The sequence below is a fragment of the Arenibacter aquaticus genome (genome assembly GCF_003957295.1).
GTDB classification, from domain to species: Bacteria; Bacteroidota; Bacteroidia; order Flavobacteriales; family Flavobacteriaceae; genus Arenibacter; species Arenibacter aquaticus.
This window is the reverse complement of sequence record NZ_RQPJ01000001.1, coordinates 589996-609713: the sequence shown is the minus strand read 5'-3', so window position 1 is coordinate 609713 and position 19718 is coordinate 589996. Positions and strand designations below refer to the sequence as shown.

11 protein-coding genes are annotated in these 19718 nt (G+C 42.5%); all 11 read right to left on the bottom strand.

Annotated features, from left to right (window positions below; all coding sequences use genetic code 11):
* Window positions 1-191: 191 nt before the first annotated feature.
* The 11 genes from EHW67_RS02310 to EHW67_RS02260 all read right to left on the bottom strand — a co-directional run bounded on the left by EHW67_RS02310 (window position 192) and on the right by EHW67_RS02260 (window position 19556).
* Window positions 192-1469 carry a DUF3570 domain-containing protein gene (locus tag EHW67_RS02310; protein ID WP_126160723.1) on the bottom strand — a complete coding sequence of 426 codons (1278 nt, stop codon included), beginning with the start codon at window positions 1467-1469 and terminating at the stop codon, window positions 192-194.
* A gap of 7 nt (window positions 1470-1476) precedes the next feature.
* Complete coding sequence (locus EHW67_RS02305; RefSeq protein WP_126160722.1) at window positions 1477-1686, bottom strand: DUF4266 domain-containing protein; 210 nt, start codon at window positions 1684-1686, stop codon at window positions 1477-1479.
* A 3-nt stretch (window positions 1687-1689) separates the two neighbouring features.
* Complete coding sequence (locus EHW67_RS02300) at window positions 1690-2679, bottom strand: FAD:protein FMN transferase (protein WP_238389822.1); 990 nt, start codon at window positions 2677-2679, stop codon at window positions 1690-1692.
* On the bottom strand, window positions 2676-3110 hold the full coding sequence (locus EHW67_RS02295; RefSeq protein WP_126160721.1) for a thioredoxin family protein: 435 nt from the start codon (window positions 3108-3110) through the stop codon (window positions 2676-2678). The genes EHW67_RS02300 and EHW67_RS02295 overlap by 4 nt, the downstream gene beginning before the upstream one ends.
* 144 nt (window positions 3111-3254) lie before the next feature.
* Window positions 3255-4163 carry an alpha/beta hydrolase gene (locus EHW67_RS02290; protein ID WP_126160720.1) on the bottom strand — a complete coding sequence of 303 codons (909 nt, stop codon included), beginning with the start codon at window positions 4161-4163 and terminating at the stop codon, window positions 3255-3257.
* A gap of 1357 nt (window positions 4164-5520) precedes the next feature.
* Window positions 5521-6753 carry a Gfo/Idh/MocA family protein gene (locus tag EHW67_RS02285; protein WP_126160719.1) on the bottom strand — a complete coding sequence of 411 codons (1233 nt, stop codon included), beginning with the start codon at window positions 6751-6753 and terminating at the stop codon, window positions 5521-5523.
* 346 nt (window positions 6754-7099) lie between these two features.
* On the bottom strand, window positions 7100-8950 hold the full coding sequence (locus EHW67_RS02280) for a right-handed parallel beta-helix repeat-containing protein (RefSeq protein ID WP_126160718.1): 1851 nt from the start codon (window positions 8948-8950) through the stop codon (window positions 7100-7102).
* 96 nt (window positions 8951-9046) lie between these two features.
* Window positions 9047-11344 carry a glycosyl hydrolase family 95 catalytic domain-containing protein gene (locus EHW67_RS02275; protein ID WP_126160717.1) on the bottom strand — a complete coding sequence of 766 codons (2298 nt, stop codon included), beginning with the start codon at window positions 11342-11344 and terminating at the stop codon, window positions 9047-9049.
* Between the two features lie 17 nt (window positions 11345-11361).
* Complete coding sequence (locus EHW67_RS02270; protein WP_202911896.1) at window positions 11362-14175, bottom strand: NPCBM/NEW2 domain-containing protein; 2814 nt, start codon at window positions 14173-14175, stop codon at window positions 11362-11364.
* 201 nt (window positions 14176-14376) lie between these two features.
* Window positions 14377-16143, bottom strand: coding sequence for a SusD/RagB family nutrient-binding outer membrane lipoprotein (locus tag EHW67_RS02265; RefSeq protein ID WP_126160716.1), 1767 nt, complete (start codon window positions 16141-16143; stop codon window positions 14377-14379).
* Window positions 16144-16160: 17 nt separating this feature from the next.
* On the bottom strand, window positions 16161-19556 hold the full coding sequence (locus EHW67_RS02260) for a SusC/RagA family TonB-linked outer membrane protein (RefSeq protein WP_126160715.1): 3396 nt from the start codon (window positions 19554-19556) through the stop codon (window positions 16161-16163).
* Window positions 19557-19718: the final 162 nt, after the last annotated feature.

Below are 19718 nucleotides of genomic sequence, written 5' to 3'. Positions count from 1 at the left end.
TTCTATAAATTAAATAATGCTATTCTAATAGTGAAGTCGAGGTTTGTCAGGTCAAGCGGAGACGAGACCACAACCTGAACATACAACAACCCATAACCTCTCAACTGCCCATGCCTATCGGTAGGCTCTAGGAGACATTGTAGTATGATTAATAGGGATTATTCAAAATTGTTACCGTCAATCCTATAAACTTAATCCATCACAAACTTGGCACCCAGTTCAAATATACTGGCACTTAATCCGGTAGTTCTCTCGTATTGGTTAAACCTAAAACTAATGCTTTTTAGACCGAATTTCCATACCTTGGATTGGGTAAAAATATCCTTATAGGTAATGCCAAAACCGTATTGGTTGCTATTAAATTCGGACAAGTCATAGTCAGACGTATAATATTCGTAGGTGGATAATGCCGTTTCCTTGGCGTAAAAATAATCGGCAGCCGACTGCGTATAATAGCGGTACATAGGATACACCGTAAATTTGTCCGATATCTTTATAGGGATTTCCAAACTTCCGGTGTATGCAGTAATGCCCCAATCGTCATAGTAATACCTAAAATAAGTGCGAAGAATCATTAGGTCATTGAGGAAGTAGGACAGCCTGCCACCAATGGGCAATTTAAATCTGCTTGTGGGTACTATTTCCACGTTGTCTGCCAACTGAAAGTCCTCTATAAAGAAGTCGCCCCTATCCTGCAGATAGACTCTTTGGTGCGGGGTAGACAGTAGGCCTTGCTGTAATACCAGATCCAAGGAAAGGGATGCCTGGAAGCGTTTAGTGATAACCTGGGAAAAATTTAGGGATAGGGAATAGGAGTTTCTATTGAGGTCGTTAAACTCATTAAATAGGGGCGAATAAGTACCTGATCCGGTAATTCGATTGTCAAAAAAGCCCTCGCGAAGTTCTATGGGGTATTGGGGCTTATAGGTGTCCAGATATACTTGCCCACTAATGCCTAGTTCTGTATTTTTTTGGTTCATGAGGTGGGTATATCCTCCTCCGAAGCCCAAGGAAAAGTAATCGTATTCTGCAGACACAGCAATATTGGCACTAAGGATGTTGTTCCGGTCTTTGGAACTATGGGTAAAGGTGGGGTGAACATAGGTGAGGGCATCACTTCTTGAAGCTCCTGATGATTCTATCCATGGACTAGCAGTTTTGCTACCGTCAAAAGGGTTTACATTGCTCGATGAGGCCGAGGTATAGGCAGATATTCCTGCATCCAAAGTAAGGGTATTGTCCTCTCCTACAGGGATGCTCACTATAATGGTAGGGGTCATATCGGTAAGTTTTTCTGTACCCTCCCCTCCGCTTACGGCCGCATTGTCCCCGTCCTGGGAATAATAGCTATAGAGAAGCTCCACTTCGGGGGTTTCCAAAACTTTCTTAACATATTCCTGATTGTTTCCTTGGGAAAATCCTGCCAATGAAATCAATCCAAAAACCAATATAAAACCTATTCTCTTCATGTTTATTTTAATTACAACCACATCCACCCCCTGTTTTTCCGCCGTTGGCCCCGGCAGCTGCCTCCCTATATATATGAAAATTGGTTTCAAACCGCTCCAAGCTTTTGGATGTCAAGCTCATTTCTTCATCGTTCAGGTATACCTTGTCATATTCCCTTACCGCAACACAAGAGGATAGTGATAAAACGGCCATAATGAGTATAATTAATTGTCGCATAAGCTATTGGGTTTTGTTAAGTTCAATGTTTTTGGAAGTGTGGATCTGATTTTTATCATCTATAACAATACATTCCACTCCTTTAATTTGGTTTATGGTGTTAAGGCCCGTTTCCGTTCCAGTAATAAAAACAGAAGTCGCCAGGGCATCGCACAATTCCGCACTAGGGGCAAAAATAGTGACACTTAGTATGCCTGTGGAGGGATAACCGGTCCGTGGATCAATAATATGGCTGTATTTCACCCCGTTGAAGGTGACGTATTTTTCGTAATTGCCAGAGGTGGCAACTGCCGCGTTGACTACCGGGAACCAGGAGAATATATTGTCTTTGTTTAGGGGGTTGGTAATGCCAACCATCCAATCCGTTCCATCGGGTTGTTTCCCCCAAGTGGTGAGGTCGCCCGAGGCATTGATAATTCCTGATTTAACACCTTCGGCTTTTAGCATACTTCTCACCTTATCTGCGGCAAATCCTTTGCCAATGGCCCCGAAACCTATTCTCATACCTTTTTGTTTTAAAAATACGGTCTGTGCCTTCTTATCCAGCACAATGTGCTGGTAACCTATCTTGGCAACGGAATTTTGTATAGCTCCTTTAGAAGGTATTTGGGTCATACTATCGTCATATTTCCATACCTTGTCTATGGAGGCATAGGTGATATCAAAGGCACCGTCCGTTATTCTGGAGACGGTGATGCACCGCTCAATAAGTTCTAGTAATTCTTGATCAACCCTAACAGGTTTAATCCCGGCATTTAGATTAATATCTGAGGTCTGTGAGCTAGGAATCCATGAGGAAATCAACGTTTCAATCCTGTTGATTTCTTGGATGGCCATATCTATATAGGAATCAGCAGTAACTTGGTCCTTTGCAACTATGGTAAAATCAAACCTACTCCCCATTAGTTTTGTGGTTCGTCTATGTGCTATCTCCTGCGCAAGAACGAAACTTGGGATTAAAAAAATAATTGCTATCAATAGTGGGTTTTTCAACCTTCGAACGATTTTAACAGTGCAATATATTCCTTTACGGAAATATTTTTATAACCGGTTTGGCCCAATACTTGGCCGTTGGGGTCCAGTAGCAATACCAGTGGGAAATAGCCATTTTTATTGTACTTATCTGCAAGTTGGGCGTTTGTATTCCTTTGCTCATCCGGGAGTTGATTCGCTTTCTTTCTGGGGAAATCTGCTCTGAGCATGGTCCAATGGTTTTTGGCGTAATCTATAAATTCAGGGGATTGCCAAATGCTCTTATCCAATTTAATACAGGGGGCACACCAATCGGAACCCGAAAAAACCAGCAGAATATTTTGTTGATTTTGCTTGGCCAATGTAGCTGCGGCCTGCCAATTGGTTTCCCATTTTTGAGCAGTTATAAGACTTGAAAACATCAACCCCATAATTAAAATCCACTTCTTCATTCCCGGATGTTTTAGCGTTAAAAATGATGGTTTTTTATAAAGCCGTGATATAAAGGCCTGTTATAATTGTCGCTTATTAGATAATTCCTTACTATTTACTACACGCTGTTATATATGCGCACTAAAATTCCTTACTTGGGGTGTTTATAGGCTATTCATCCAACCTATCCATTGATCGGTCCATGTAGCCAAATGGGAATCCTGTAATCCTAGGGCAAATCCGTGTCCTCCAGAGGGATAGATATGCATGGCTGCGGGCACTTTATGTTTTAACAAAGCAGTATAGAATAGAAGGCTATTTTCTACCGGTACTCCTTGATCATCAGAGGCATGTACCAAAAATGTGGGTGGGGTATCGGCAGTAACCTGTAATTCGTTGGAAAAATGATCCAGCATTTTTTGGGAAGGGTTTTCACCCAGTAAGTTCTTTCTGGAACCACCATGGGTATTTAAGTCCCCCATTGTAATAACGGGATAGGCCAGGGTCATAAAATCTGGTCTGGCACTAAGTTGGTCTATAGCATCCTGTTTGGCATATACCTCCTCATTATAATGTGTTCCCAGGGTAGAAGCCAAATGCCCGCCTGCCGAAAAGCCTATTATTCCAATGTTGTTGGAATCAATATTCCATTCCGCTGCATTCTGCCTTACCGTTCTAATGGCACGTTGCGCATCTTGTAAAGGCACCTTGTGTTTTTCGGTTACCGATTTGGAATTGGGCAGTCTGTATTTAACCACAATTCCTGCAATACCCTTTGCGTTCAGTAATTTTGCAAAGTCGATCCCTTCCCAATCATAGGCCAGAATGCCATAGCCACCTCCGGGGAAAATTAAAACGGCCTGGCCGGTAGCTATTTTTTTTGCAGGTAGATATACTTCTATCTGCGGAACCTGAACCTTGGCTATCCGTACAATGTCCTTACTAACAACTTCCTCTTTTTCATCTGTTTTGATAGAGTTGGGTATGTTGTTGGGCCAAAGTGGGAGTACAGTGTTTTGGGCGTAAGTGGTCATAGAGAGAAATAGGGTGATAAGGAAAATAAATGGTTTCATTTTTAATTTTGAATAGGTTGATACGGTTAAAGATAGAAAATATAGTGGAACAAGAAGGTTTAATGTTTTTCAAGCTTATTATAGCCTAAAAATGAGTTTTTAAAATCGACTTTTCTGTTAAAAGGTATCTATTATTGATGCTTTTAGGTTATTAAATATATCATATTGATATTTAATAGTTATTTAAAGTTTTATAAGCAATTGATTAAGAGTGGTTTGTGTTTTTGTTGGAATGCCAAATATGCTAATGGAGGCATTCTTTCAGGATTAGGCTCCTTCCCTTGGTTAAGGGAAGGAGGATCCTGCGTTCTAGCGAAGGAGACGGCAATGATTGTATGCAATACAAATGTTAAAATACCTTATGTCCTTGATTTACCTTTTGGAAAACCATCAACAATTTTATCATACAGGAAGTTGCAGCCAGGTCTGTGCGACTTCTCTCCCAATAATCATCGGGAGTCCTAAAAGGGAATCTGTAGAAGTGACTACGGCTGTCATTTCGACCAGAGGGAGAAATCACACAACTAGCTATTATGCAGTTTCACCAATACCCGTAAAATAGAAATGTCTTGAACTAGATCACCTAAGTAGCTATTCCGAAACATTAAAAGTGTGAATAGGGTTACTGATATAATCGATTAAAAAATATGCCGTGAACAAAACCATTATATGTGCGACTTCTCGTAGTCCTAAAAAGGGACGCTGTTGAAGTGACTCCCCCAGTCATTTCATACGAATTGTAAACTATTGAGTAAATGTAAATATGTATGATAGACTTCTTTAAATAGACCTATTTCCGTATCAATAGGCTGCACCCCTTCCGTTTCCTCAGCCGATTTCTGAAGATCCACCTTGTCCTCCCGCGGAAAAAGCGGGATAGACCTGATCAGGGGAAGGAGCTCTTACTCTAAAGGTTATGATGGTTTGTGTAGCCGTCGGTTCGAGTGAAATGGCGTATGCCATTTTGTATCGAGAACGGCTTTGGTACTCCCTCTCTGCTTCTTCCAATAACCCAAAAAATGTGCCGTGACCAAAACCATTATATGTGCGACTTCTCGTCGTCCCAAAAAAGGGACTCTGTCGAAGTGACCTCCACAGTCATTTCACCTTATGGGGAAAATCGAAGATTCAGCGTAGCTAAATCGAAGATTCACTAAAACCGATAAAAAGCATTAAAGCCCACTTGAGTAAAATGAAAGCATTTGGTATTTATAAATTCTTCTTTTACAGATTAATAAGAATTTTGACATAAACAAAATAATTAGGCTTGATCATAATATAATCCGTTTATTGATTTGTCATTAATGATGTTGGCCGATTATATCTTATGCTTTAAGATTATTATGGCTTGTGTATACTAGTCAAAACTAGGGATATTCATAGATTCACCTCCCTTTAAGGCAGATTTATGCGCAACAATCCCTGGTGCCGTATAAGCCAAGGATTCATGAATATTGATTTCTGGGTCGCGGTTGTTTACAATAGCATCAATAAACTCATGGGTTATAAACGAATGGGAACCATCATGTCCACTACCATGTCTAAGTGCTGCAGGTAACATATCGGTCTTCCACCAAAGAGGCTGATCATATTTTTCTACCCTACTTTTTTTGTTTTTAAAACCTGCGTCATCCTTTCCAATTTCGTTGGAAGCCCATACCAGAGTGGAATCCCCTCCTCCATGCTCAGACATATAAAAACTCATTTTATCACCTCGCCATTCTCCCCTTTCAACTTCACGTAGAGCTCCTTTCCAGTTCACTTCTACACGAAAAGGTGTTCCTTTGTTGGTCTTGAAAAAGGCTGTTTCGTTCCAGAAAGGGTTATTGTATGGATTGTTTTGCAATAATGGACTGTCATCCCCCCAACCCATAGCGGTAACTTGGGTTAGCCGTTCCCCTGTTACGGAAATTAAGAAAGAAGTACAATGTGTAGGATATAACATAGGTGGCACCCCATGTCTCCAAGTGGCCTTGCCATCCTCAAAATATAGTTCCTCCAGTCCTGGATGATTATATTCGGCTGCGGCACTGAACACCTTCCCGAAAGCTCCTTCCTTATAAAACTTTTTAACCGATATGGTAGCCTGTCTATAAACGCTGGTTTCGGCCATCATATAAGTAAGTCCAGTGCGGTTCACCGCCTCTCTTAATTCATAACATTCCTCCAAGGTCCAGGCTGCCGGTACAGCACACAAAACATGCTTTCCTGCGTTTAGGCTTGCCAAAACATGGGCAGCATGGTCTGGGGCTGGAGTGGCAATAAAAACGGCTTCGATTTTGGGGTCCTTCAGCAATTTATCCAAGGATTCATAACTTTTTTTGCAGGCATATACCTTCATAAGACGGTCACGGCGATCGGCACGTAAATCACTTACTGCTTCTACAATGCAATTGGGGTGTTCATGGAAATAAAAACTGGCACCAAACCTTCCTCCAACAATACCGATCCTGACCTTTTTATCCACTGCAGGTATGTTGGCGAAAGCAAAATGAGGGGCTAAGGCCAGGGCGCTGCTTCCCAGTAATGCCGTGCCTAAAAACTTTCTTCTATCGGGATTGGCAGCGATGCCATTTTTTATTGTTTTCATAACCTTATATTATTTTAATTTCGTGTGTAAATAAACCAGCTCCCATCCTCATCCAGAGTTTTGTAAGCTATTTGCTTTTTCTAGCCCTTAATTCATTTCATTTTTGACTCTGGATTGTTGTGGTTTTCAGGTTGTTGTGCGAGGGAACTAAGTCCAAGGAAAAGCATAAAGGGGTTAAAGAACAGCTGTTTTACTTTTGGCATTATGTGGTTCTTAGGAGTTTGGTTTTTTTTTTGGTTTACTATTGGTATATAAATAACGTTAAAAGTTATGTATAAACCAACATAATATTCGCCTATATGCAAGGGTTATGGACTATGTTTTACATGCTAAGACCCTGGTTTTGTTATGGTTTCTTAGGGGTAGGGGTGTGTTTGGATACCGCTTTTTTTAAGGCAACTTTATAATTGGGGTCATCCGTGCTAATTTCACGGTTTCCTTCCTGATGGATATTTTCTGGTAGGGTATTGTTATAGGCAACGCCAGGGGTGCTGCCATTTGTAAATAGATGATTGTTTTTTACCATGTTGGTTGAAGCCCTGTGAAAACGTAAGGGAGACTTGGCAATATTATAGATAAGGTTGCCTTTGACCAGAACATCTTTGGTGCCTTCATCCAGAAACATCCCATTGCTTTCCGCCCTGCCCGCATTGACAGAAATATCATGAATATGGTTGTTGAGCAATTTACTTCCCGGCTGTAGGCCCAGCATATAAATACCTCCTCCGTCACTAAGCTTTTGCATTACATGATGAATATGGTTGTTTGCTATAATATTGTCCCGGCAGGGGGTAGCTTCGGGGCTCCACATCCAACCTATGGAAATCCCGGTATAGGGCAGATTGTAAATTTCATTGTACCTTAGTTCGGTTTCTGCAGTGAGTCCACACCATATGCCCACCGCACCGTAAAATTGTAGCCCGCAATCCCATATTTTACAGTCTTGCACCCTGTTACCTAGAGCAGCTTGTTCCGTTGCTATTTTCCACCACGGTTTCCCGTTAACCAATCTGTCCCGTCCTTCACCTATCATTATGCCATTCCCGGAAATATCCCATAAACTGCTGTTTTTGATGCTGCAATTCTTACTTCCGGTTCCTAGCCATATGCCCCCTCCCCCTAAAGAGGTAAATTCACAGTTGGTAAATGAAATATTGTTGGCCCAGCTGGTCTGTACGGCAGCTGGCACTACCGCCCATTCTTTTTTTCCTCGCTGGGTGTCAAAATGGGTAGCCTGGATCCCTGCATAGATTTTATTGGGGAGGTTATACCTGCAATGTTTAAATTGAATCCCTTCGAAACTTATATTGGAAATGGGATGCTTTTCGCTTCCCTCCACAAGCAATAAGGATTCTGCCAAGGGCACCTCTATGGTAAGTTGTGAAGGATCCGAGTCCCTTGGTAATTTTAAATAAATTTTGGAGGCTACATTATCCAAATACCATTCATATTCCACATCCAAAAATTCGAGTGCATTTTCAAGGTAATAACGTGGATTAGGTTCCCAATGATCAAGATTAAAGAAATCCAAACCTTTGGCCCCTATCCAATCCACCGCGCTAATAGTGCGACTCTCCACGGCTATGTCACTTACCGGGATTCGGGTGATGGACCAATCGTGCAATACAACAAGTTCTACTTGTTCCGGATTATTGGGGAGGGGAAAATCACTGGGATTATAAGTAAAATTGGTTCGCCTGTCGGCCCCAACCTTTTGCACTCTATTGTATCCTTTGTTTGGATGCCTGGCTCTAATAGAACGCTTGCCCTGTACAAATAGCTCGCGGAAATGGCCTAAATGTTCGGGAAGCGTGGAGACCCACACGCCCTCTCCCTGGTACGTCCAGTTGTTTATGGTTTCCGATCCGGAAATAATAGGTTTTGAACCTGGGACCGACTTAAATTCAACCGGTACCTTATGGTGCTTTATGTTGAGGTCTATGGTTATGGGTTTCCTAATCCTATAGGTGCCATCCTGTAACCATACTATAATCTTATTTTGATTATAGGCCTCCAAGGATCCCAAACGCTCAATGACCTTATATAGGGTTTTATAGGGGCTGCCCTTCGTTCCAGAATTGCTGTCGGAACCCAATGGTGAAACATAGATGTCCTTTGATTGCTGTGCTGTACAAGGGTTATTCCATATAAAGATAAAAATTGGGACGATTATTTTTAGAAAGCTGGTTGTTCGCATACTGGGTTTGGTGTTTACAAAATGTGGTTATTATCCAATCTAGGTACAAATTACAATAACTATTTTTATCCTTATCATCATCCCATTACATTGATCTTAGGGGCTAAGGTTTATTTCTTGCCCAGGATGGGTTTGTATGATCAGTGTGTCGGCATCCCAGCTATGGGTTATAGTATCGTCATGGAATATATCTTTGTTTTGAAATGGATTTTTCAGTCGGATTTCCCCACCTTTTTCGGCATATATCTTTACCCATTTAACTATACCTTCTTCTTTTTGTGCCGATACTAGAAAGGCACCTTCTGTGCGTAATTGACCAAACCCTACATTTTCCCATTCTTTGGGGATGGCTGGAAAAAGATGTACGGTTCCAGTATGGCTTTGTATAAGCATTTCCTGTAGTCCTGAGGCGAAGGCAAAATTACCCTCCAGGGTGAAGGGCCTATAGGTGAAATTGGATTTACCTGTTCCGGATTGATCACCGTTGACATGAAAACTATTGGGCAGCACAAAGGAAGTGGCAAAATCGGATAAGGCTTTTGCGGCTCCTTCACCGTCAAAGGCCCTAGCTTTGACATTGGCCAGCCAGCTAAAGGAATATCCTACCCATTGACTTGTACCGGTTGCGTCCAAATTGGCAATGGTTTTATCTATGAGCTCTTTATCCTTGGAGCTGTTTGAGGCGTCTATTAAACCTAAGGGATGTATGGCCATTAAATGGGAGAAGTGGCGGTGCGATTCATTATAGGGCAGACTGGGGGAAAACATTAGCCCGGTTTTATCCACGGCATAGTCTGGCCATTCTTTTAAGGCAGCTTCCCATAGGTCTGCTTCTTTCTTAAGTCCAAGTTCCAAGGCCAGCTCTGCCGCATGGGAATAGGTCCATTTAATCAATGCCAGATCAAAATTGGTCATATCGCCAAACCAGGCCTCACGGGAATTATTGTGTATTTCAGGGCTGGAGCTCAAGGGGAGTTTTCGTTTGCCATCCTCACCCAAAACATTCAATTCGTTAAAATGGATGGCAACCTCCTTGATCCACGGATAAGCCTCATTCTTTAAAAAATCGCGATCCATGGAATAGCGCCAATGCAGATAAAAATGCTGCCCCAGCCAAGCCCCTACGGTTGGGCCAAAGGAATATTGGATCCAGCCGCCCATTGGGTCTCCGTTCAAGGTGGTTACCCCTGGTACGTTAAGTCCGTTAGTACCATAGAATTCCTTGGTATACTTTTTAAAGGTGGGTTTGTTCTGTATCAGCCAGTCTATAAACCCCTGTTCCAAATCTAGATGATTTCCAGAATAGGTGGGCCAATAGCTAAGTTGCGTATTGAGGTCGTGATGATAATCCCCTTTCCAAGGGGGTAGCTTTCCATTGTCGGCCGTCCAAACACTTTGCAGGGAAATTGGGGGTGCTCCTTTTCTAGCTGCCGAGCCCAATTTATATATTTCCATATACCATTGGTTCTGCAATATGGGATCTGGTACGCTTATGGTGGATTGCTTCCAAAAAGCAGTCCACCAATCCTTGTGACTTTGCAGTGCGGGAACAATGCCCTGGCGGAGGGATTCCGTTACCAACTGTTTTGCTGATTCTTGGGTTTTTCCTTCCGAAGTCTTGGAACTAATACTCCAACTGCCTTTTAGCCCTGTAGGGCTGGGATTCCATTGGGTGTGTACCTGGAATTTAAAATCGGACCATCCGGGTTGATCGTAGGTGATAGAGTTGTCTTTATGGGTAACCCGGCCTCCGTCATATTCCAGCCGCCTTAGGTCCTGTCCGGTTACTGGGTCGTTATCCGTAGCCTGCTGAAGGGAAACATAGGCTGGTGGAATTATAATAGGGGTAAGATCGCTGCTTATATTTTCAAAGCTATACCATCCTATTGGTTCTGTGGCATGTACAAAGGTTTTTAGCTGGGCGCCATTCTCCCATTTTACGGTGCAAATGGCGGTGGCTATGTCTAATTCTACCGATTCTACTGTCCCTAGTCCGCTGATGTCAAACTCCAGGGCTGCCCCGGGAATTTTGGAGGGTGCCGGTAATTGGTCATAGGGAACGTCATAGCGTTCTTGGACTTTTTGATAGCTGTCTTTTTCCCATTGTTCCTTTACCCAATTAAACCCGTATTTTTTAAAGTCCAGGTTTTCCATTGGCCGGAGGTCCCACAGATCGGCTCTGTCCAAAGAAAATCGGAGTTTGCCCTCCCTTTGCCATACCAGGGCCCCAATGGTGGCATTGCCCAAAGGTACGGCTTCGTCCCAAGAGGAGGCCAGTTGATTGAAATGGAGCTTGAAATTGGGAATGGCGTCCAATTCCTGAAATTCCCGTTCCGATACACAACTCCATAAACTGAAAAAAATAGTTAATAGATATACGGTTTTGGTTTTCATAAGTCCTGTTTTTATGTTTAATAAATTACAAACCAAGTACTGTCATTGGGGGGAATTTGCACTTCCAACTCCACCAAGTAATCCCTGGCCAGTTCATATTCTACCTTCTCTTTGTCTTTCTCACTTATCTGCACCTTTTTACTGTGTCCGGTATAGTAAAGCGGCAGGTTAATGGTCTGGGTGAGGGTTTTATTGGTGGGGTTAAAGAATAGAGCCAATCCCTTTTCTTGTAATGCTGGATTTATATGCATTATTCCATCAATCTCCCGGCCATTGGCTCTTTTTAAATGGATAATGGGCGAATTCAAGATATCTCGGTATTTTTTGTACCAGGCTACAACCTCTATAACGGTGGCTTTTGTTTTTTCCGTATCGTACAATCGCGGCCCTCTGTAGCAGGCCTGTAGTCCCATGCCATAATTTTGGATCATATGGGCCTTATAAGCCCCCAAATGGGTGTCCAAAGGTTCTATGGTTGCCGCAGCACCCCCGCCATGATATTCTGTAAGTGGAACAAATGTCCAACTCATACTGGGGAGTCGGTCATAAGTGCCATCGTACATATTTTGCCTGCCAAGAACCAATTGTCGTTCCCTAGGTAAGGACCAATTTACTTCACGATAACCAATCCCATTTTTGGTGCTTCCACTTAGATAATACCAATCCGGGATGTTTAAAGAAATACCATTTTCATTGCACCATTTGTAAAAATCGGTTATTCGTTTCCAAGATTTCCATTGGGAATCTTCAAGTCCTTTGTGTCCTATATGCGAGGTGGAGGCGCATAGTTGTCCTGGGTAGGAGCCGTCATGTTCCAACAAATCGAAACCTGTTTTACTAAAGAAGGTCCTTAATTTTTCAAAATAATCTATTCCCCATTGACTGTTAAGGCAGGGCGAGCTGCCGTGTATTACGCCGCCCCTCTTTCCGGTTTCAGGATTAATTACGTCTACCTCTTCACTGATCCACCTACTGGATAAAAGGGAATATCCGCCAAGTTCTATGCCCTTGGAATGGGCATAATCTGCAAGGGCCTTAAACTTCTCTATATTGCTTTTGGACAGGTCTTCCATGTTAAGGCCGCTACCAAAACTTAAAATCACCATTTCATAGCCGGTTTCTGCACATTGGTCAATGGCAGCCTTAACTTTGTCATCGTCGGTGGTGGTTAAATGTAAGAACAACGGATTTTCTGTTACCCAAGGTGCAATTTTGGCATACATGGCATTTGTATACAGGGCCTTGCGTTGTTTGTCATGGCTGTCAAAGGGCATCTCCCATACCCGAAAGGATTGGAAAGTTCCATTTGCATCAAGGGTTTTATTAGGGCCAATAGGCAATTTGCACTCCAACAAACAGGGGGTAGATAATAGGTAACTGGCCTGTGAGGTGTAGCGTGGATCTTTTTCCCAATGCACTACTTTATTGGCATTTTTCATGGACATGGAATGAAAAGCGTAATCGCTTTCAACATGAATGTTGGGCGTCTCCCAACCCTTTTGTTTTTCAACGGCGCTTTCCGCCTCCACCATGGCCAGGATTTCACTTTTAAAACTGTTTAATACAACCGCTTTTTGTCCGTTGTTTTTAAGTGTTATCCATTTGCTTATCAATGGAATTCCATCATAAATTTCGTAGTGAACGGTTACCGCTAGGTCAGGGTATTTTGGATGTGTATAATCAAAACCAATATGCTTTCCTTTTATGGGGCCCTTGGGTTGGGAGGACCATCTTTTATTGGGCCAATTTATACGTTTTTTTATGGTGCCAACTGTGAAATTGCTGAGTTGAAAGGAATTGGGCGGACTCCACATCTGCTCCAGCCATTCTTCTTTCATATAGCCGTACTCAATTTGTCCGTCCAAGCCACCTACCACATACTCATCACCATCTAGGGTGATGGTTGCTTCAGGGCCAACCCCTCTAAGTAAGGTCTCAGCTGTTGTTAGGTTGGTAAAACCCACCGTTGCACAATTTGGGGTGAGTCGGAAAGTTCTACTGACCAAGCCATTGGAAATTACAATTTCCTTACCATTGGCCTGTTGATAGACCTTGGAGGGCAGGTTTATGTCATTTACCAACCAATCGGCCTTAGTTCCCTGCACATATTCGCCCTGGCCCATGGGGAGCTCCTGCACTAGGGGCTTGATCTTATTGGTGAAATTTTTATCAACAGTTTTTAGTTTGTTTAGATAATTGGCATCTACCAGTTGTGGTTTAAAACTGGTATATGTAACGGTGGGTTGGGCCCATATTGCATGGTCCCCTGAAATACCGTCGCCGTTGTCCTCAACGCTTAATTCCAAAACTTGAATGCCGCTAAGGTCTATTTTAACCGGCTGTGGTTTCTGGCCCCCAGTAATTTTTTTGCTTTTCCACAGGGTTTTTCCATCGCCTTTTATGATGAATCTAACACTGCCCTTACCAATATTATTTTTTGTGTTGGCTATACCCACAAAGGTTTTTTCGCCCTGCTGTTGGGTGTAGAATAATTTAGAACCATCACTGAGGACATTAAATTGGACGTTTTCTGCTGGGTCTTGTTTGTCCTGGATCCCAACATGGCATTTAAAATCTGAGCTTCTACCGTCCAGGAAAAAGAAAAGTCTACTGCCAGACAGGGTGCCAATACCGTGTTTATAGGGATTGCCGGCAATCTTTATGGGGGCATTGGTAATAGCTTTGTTCTTAGTGGCCGGCCACCAAGGTTGGTCGGTATTTTCTATCTCCAATTGGGAAAGGAGAAGATGGCCTTCTTGTGATTGTTGGCCATTGATAACCATACCAATCAAAAGAAGTAAAGGGAGTTGTGTTTTTAGTAAGTATTTCATTATTAGGGGGGTAATCTGTTGTTTAGTGGTTTTAAAGGTAGGGCTAATATAGCTATGTTTCTAGAATACGTCATGCCGCGAAAGTGCAATTTGCGCAAGCTTTTACCTTGTCAAGGAATGTGTTTAGCGGGTTTTTATATCTAAAAAATGGTTGACCAACAGTGTCGGCCAACCATTTGGATGGGGGATTTTTATTATTATTTAATTTCCACCACTACCTATAGTGGGATTGTTTTGGTCCCACCAAAGGCGTTGTGAATTAAGAACACTGGGTGTTTCATCCCTAGGGCTTGTAAACCCTTGGTCTTCATTGGCCTGTAGCCATTTGGCAACATTTAGGTCACCAGGTTCCGGTGAAGGGATTCTCCTTGGGAATGGTATTTCTGGATCATCTGTTGCAGATCTTGCCAATAAGGAAGAACCATATTGTGGATATCCTGTACGCATGGAGAGAATCCATCCCTCCTCTGGGAGGCGGTAAAAATTCAAGAATTGTTGTATGTACACCTTTTCAAGGTCATCTGTTCCGTTCAGTGCTAAGGAAGAATTGTCCAAATAGTTGGTTATTTCATCTTCGCTTATAGGTAAATAGGGATACTCCTTATTGGCTACGCGCATAATCAAGTCCTGCTTTTCACCTAGCATATTATAGGTTCTCAATGATGATTCCATACCTTTTCTGTACCAGTCGGAGGCATCGCCCGAGATGTATCCTTTTAAGATAAATTCAGACATCATTAAGCATACTTCGGAATAGGATATCATTACATCTACATAATTGCCTTCGGGCTGAGGTAATCCGCCATAGCGAAAATTGCATTCCTGAAGTAGTCTTCTGTTGTATTTGGACAACATAGTAGCATTGGATCCTACCGTATTGGGTTGGTCGGCGTACAAATAGTAATCTGGTACACCTATATTGGGGTTGTTTCTATAGGCTGGTAGCCCTATAAAGCGATAACCCAAAATATCCTCTCCATCGGCAGTGGTATACAGTACCTCATTGTCGTTGTCTATATCTACAGCGGGTGATATTTCTGAGGGATCGGCAAAGGCATCAATAGTTTCTTGAGTGTATCCATTGGGTTCATAGAATATTCTCAACCTAGGATCGGCCGTTGTTTTCATAAATTCTACCATGGGTTCTGCCGCCCACATTACACCTTTCCATTCAAAACCGGCACCTGGAGCTCCACGGTAGGTTCCTCCTAAATCAAAGGTAAATTGGTCGTCCTCGCTTTCAAATAACCTTCCATCGGAAACTACACTATTGATAATTTCCGAGGCTTTGGACTCGTTCTGGCTTAAAAGGCGTGTAGCAATTCTCAACTTCACCGCATTGGCACATTTTATCCATTTGGTAACATCCCCTTGGTATACAATGTCATTGGAAGAAAAATCATAATTGCTATCAATATTTTCGTCCATTTTGGCAATAGCAGCGTCCAATTCATCCAGTAGTTGGTTTAGTACAGCCTCCTGTTTGTCGTAATTAGGGTCTAATTTACCTTCCCTACGACCAATGGCGGCCTCAGAGTAGGGGATATCCCCATATTGATCCGTAACCCTTAGGGCAAAAAAGGCCTGCATTACATCGGATGCCGCTACCATTTTTTGATAGAACTTTTGTTCTTCATCGGACAGCTCTGAAATTTGCAGTCTCATCTCTGTTAAATGGTTCAATATTTTCACATAGAAGCTACTGTATTTACTACCGGGTAAAATAGTGTTGATATCGCTATCATTGGCCTTCCCTTGAACAAGGTATTGTGCCCAGGTCATTTTTTGATGGTTTTCATGATACCATTCGCCGCCGTTCTTATAGGTTACCATTTCCTTTTGTACATAGGTGAAGAAAGTTTCAGGTGGTGGCACCCCTATGTCGGGATTCGTATTAATTTCTGCGAAATCATCGTCGCAGCCGGTAAATAGTACCAGGCCAATTATTATATATAATACTTTTTTCATGTTTGAAATTTTCTGGATTAGAAATTGAGTTTTAACGAAAAAGAAATAGATCTAATGTATGGCGATGACTTTTGCTGTAAGGGATTCGCCGCAGCATTGCTACTTAAAGTAGGATTAATATTGTCTGGCAAGGAATTGTATAGGTACCCTAAATCCCGTCCTGTTAAAGCCATAGAGGCGCTTTTAACAAATAGTTTGTCCAATACGGCCGTTGGTACATCATATGTCAGCGTTATTTCCCTAAGAGCTACCCAACTAGAGGTGTATACCCCGGTTATAGGGGTTCCCGTACTGGCCGAAGTCCAACGATATACATATCCGGACCAGTGCGTTGGTTCTACAAGACCTTGGTCGTATGCCTGTTGGTAGGTCATGCCCCCAACATCTACACTTGTTCTATTATCTGCTGGCCCTGAGGTAACTGTTGTTCCATCTGGAAATACACCATTGGGAATGTATCCGTCCTCATATGTTTTACCATAGAAGTTTTGTCCCTGGCCTTCACTGGTCCAAGTGATACCACCTTGGGAGGCATCCCTGTTGGGCAACGAGCTTTGTAGAACACCCTGATGCAGGCCGTAGCGGGCATCTGCTGAGTAAATCTCACCTCCAAATTTGGCATCTACAATTGCACTAAGACGTAAGCGCTTATACCTTAAGGAAGTATTCATGCCGCCATACCAATCGGCCTGCATATTCCCCATAACGTAGAGGGAATCCTTATTCTGTATTCCTATAGGGTAGGCTACAGACCAGCCATTTCTATTGGCCAATACCGGAATACCGTGGTTATTGGTGTTGGAGCCATCATAATAATCGTAACCTCTTCTAGTAACCAAATCTCCGTAATTACCACCTACATAGGCATAGGATGCGGTTGCCGAATTGGAATCATCAGGGTTGCCAAAAAGTCTAAATTCATTTATTCCTGGAGCCAGTTCAATAATCTTATCCCTGTTGTGGGTGTAATTGGCACCTAGGTCCCAACCAAAATCAGGATTGTCCACTAATTTTAGATTCAAGGCAGCCTCAACCCCTTGATTCTGTAAATTACCGGCATTGATAAGCTGATTTTCTATTCCAGATTCGGAGGGTACTTGTAAGGGAATAATCTGGTTTTTGGTATTGTCTTTATAGTAGGCAACATCCAATCCAATGCGGTTGTTCAAGAATCTAATGTCCAGTCCTGTTTCAAACGAATATTTCTTTTCTGGTTTTAGGTCGATAGAGACGGCAGTGTTGTCTTCAAACCTAAACATGTTCAAATCTGGATTTGCGCTAAAATTATCCGCTACAAACCCTGTGCTTAAGCTATAGGGGTCAGTATCATTCCCAACAATGGCGTAAGAGGCCCTAAGTTTGGCAAAGGAAATGAAATCAGGGAGTTCAAAGGTTTCTGAACTTACCCACCCCAAACTGGCAGAGGGATAAAAATAGGAATTGTTTCCATCGCCATTGGGGTATACCAAGGCGGAAGACCAGTCATTTCTAGCGGTAACGCTCAAATAAAGGTCTCTTTTATAGCTAGTGTTTAAGAAGGCATAGACCGAATTTATTTTTTTTCTTGGGCCTATACCACCATCGGCATTAATAGCATCCTTGGAGTTGGCCAAGGCATAGAAATCGCGAATCTTAAATCCTCCAGTTGTATTGGCATACTGACTCTGTTCTTTGGAGGTCCATAATTCACCTCCTAACAAAAGGTCCATTTTTATGTCCTCATTGATCTGTTTGTCAAAGAACATTTTGGCAGAGAAGCTATGTTGAAATTTTTCCCCATTTCCAAAATAGTAGGAACCATTAAGTCGGTCTCTATTATCGGCAAAAGTCTTAGTTTCCTGATTGTAGGTGTATTGGTTTACGTTGCCTTCCAGAGTAGCCGAAATATGGTCGGAAATTTTATAGTTTAAATTGATGTTGGAAATAAAGGAGCCTTCGGTACGGGTATTATCATCCTCAAGTGCATGGGCCCAAATCCTACTCATTCTGGTGTAGTTATAGTTGTTGCCATAGGGATGTGGTACCCCACCATCTACATCCAAGTAGTTGTCTTTCCATTTGTTTACGTCATAATTTCTTGGGAAGCCATCATGAAACCAATGAGAAAGTCCGCCTGGCTGTAAAGGGTTTTTGGCCTTGGAGCGGGTATAGTGCATAGCTGCACTAACGGTTAATTTGTCTTTTATTAAATCATGCGCCCCTTTAAAGCTAATGGAGTTTTTGTCAAAGTCGTTTCTCAATTCCACTCCAGATTCGGAGAAGTTTGAGAATGAAAGTCGGAAGCTGCCAGTTTCACTTCCACCATCAATGGCCACATTGGTGTTTCTTACAAATCCGGTGTCAAAATAATCCTTGTAGTTATCTGGCTGGGCTGTCCAAGTAGCCCTAGAGCCATCATAATCTATAATTTCCTGTCCGTCAAAGCGAGGTCCCCAACTGGCCGCATGCTCTTCGTAGGAGTCAAAGGCCATAGAAGGTAGGCCTGTATCCAGGTCGTAAGTGAAAAATTGACTGGTGTCATGGGCGTCGTCCCTGGTTCTGGTATTGGGACCGTTGGTAACAAAACTAAAACCTCCTGCAGTTAGACCAGATCCGTATTGGTTCTGAAAATCAGGAGAGTCATAGACCGTTCTTACACCTACGGTCTGATTAATGCTGACGCCAAGGCCCTTGCGCTTTTGACCGGATTTGGTGGTAACGATTACCACGCCATTAATGGCTCGTGATCCGTATAGGGCAGAAGCCGCAGCACCTTTTAAAATGGAAAAGGATTCAAAATCATCTGGGTTTAGGTTTTTTAGTTGGTTACCCCAGTCAGCACCGCTTTGACCACTGATGTCGTTGTCCATAATTACTCCGTCTACAACAAATATGGGCTGGGTATTCTGGTCAAAGGTAGAATTTCCTCTTACAGTTATCCTAGTACCCCCAAAAGTTCCTCCGGAAGTTGTACTTATTTGAACCCCGGCGGTTTTACCCTGTAAGGAGTTAACGGGGTTGATCTGTACGGTTTGGGCAATTTCATCCCCTTTTATCTCAGAGACCGCATAGCCTAAGGCGCGCTCCTCGCGCTTAATACCCAAGGCCGTTACAACAACCTCATCCAATTGACTGGCATCCTCCGCCATGGCAACATCAATAGTGTTCAAATTACCTATTGTCACAGTCTGGGATTTCATTCCAATGTAGGAGAAAACCAGGACCTCGCCCAGGGAGGCCTCAATACTGTAATTGCCATCAAAATCGGTTTGTGTTCCATTTGTAGTGCCTTGCACCACAATACTTACTCCCGGTAACGGGCTACCATCATTGGCATCCGTTACGGAGCCAGATACTGTCTTGCTTTGTGCCATGGCTGCATTAAAACATAGCATAGCAAAAGCCATTAAAAAGAAATTAATCTTCTTGTTCATACGATTTATGTTAGTTTAGTTAGATTTTACGCGGGTTTCGTCCGCGTATGTTCTATTAAAATTCTTAACTATTTGTTAAATAGGAAAAATATATCGACAAACAACGTTTATGAACAAACAGGCAACCTCTAATAGTCGATAGAAAAAGTATTTTAGCTAGTT

What these genes read in the sequence shown, in the direction of transcription:
- EHW67_RS02310 (WP_126160723.1), bottom strand. Translation starts at nt 1,469, where the DNA reads ATGAAGAGAATAGGTTTTATATTGGTTTTTGGATTGATTTCATTGGCA.
- EHW67_RS02305 (WP_126160722.1), bottom strand. Translation starts at nt 1,686, where the DNA reads ATGCGACAATTAATTATACTCATTATGGCCGTTTTATCACTATCCTCT.
- EHW67_RS02295 (WP_126160721.1), bottom strand. Translation starts at nt 3,110, where the DNA reads ATGAAGAAGTGGATTTTAATTATGGGGTTGATGTTTTCAAGTCTTATA.
- EHW67_RS02290 (WP_126160720.1), bottom strand. Translation starts at nt 4,163, where the DNA reads ATGAAACCATTTATTTTCCTTATCACCCTATTTCTCTCTATGACCACT.
- EHW67_RS02285 (WP_126160719.1), bottom strand. Translation starts at nt 6,753, where the DNA reads ATGAAAACAATAAAAAATGGCATCGCTGCCAATCCCGATAGAAGAAAG.
- EHW67_RS02280 (WP_126160718.1), bottom strand. Translation starts at nt 8,950, where the DNA reads ATGCGAACAACCAGCTTTCTAAAAATAATCGTCCCAATTTTTATCTTT.
- EHW67_RS02275 (WP_126160717.1), bottom strand. Translation starts at nt 11,344, where the DNA reads ATGAAAACCAAAACCGTATATCTATTAACTATTTTTTTCAGTTTATGG.
- EHW67_RS02270 (WP_202911896.1), bottom strand. Translation starts at nt 14,175, where the DNA reads ATGAAATACTTACTAAAAACACAACTCCCTTTACTTCTTTTGATTGGT.
- EHW67_RS02265 (WP_126160716.1), bottom strand. Translation starts at nt 16,143, where the DNA reads ATGAAAAAAGTATTATATATAATAATTGGCCTGGTACTATTTACCGGC.
- EHW67_RS02260 (WP_126160715.1), bottom strand. Translation starts at nt 19,556, where the DNA reads ATGAACAAGAAGATTAATTTCTTTTTAATGGCTTTTGCTATGCTATGT.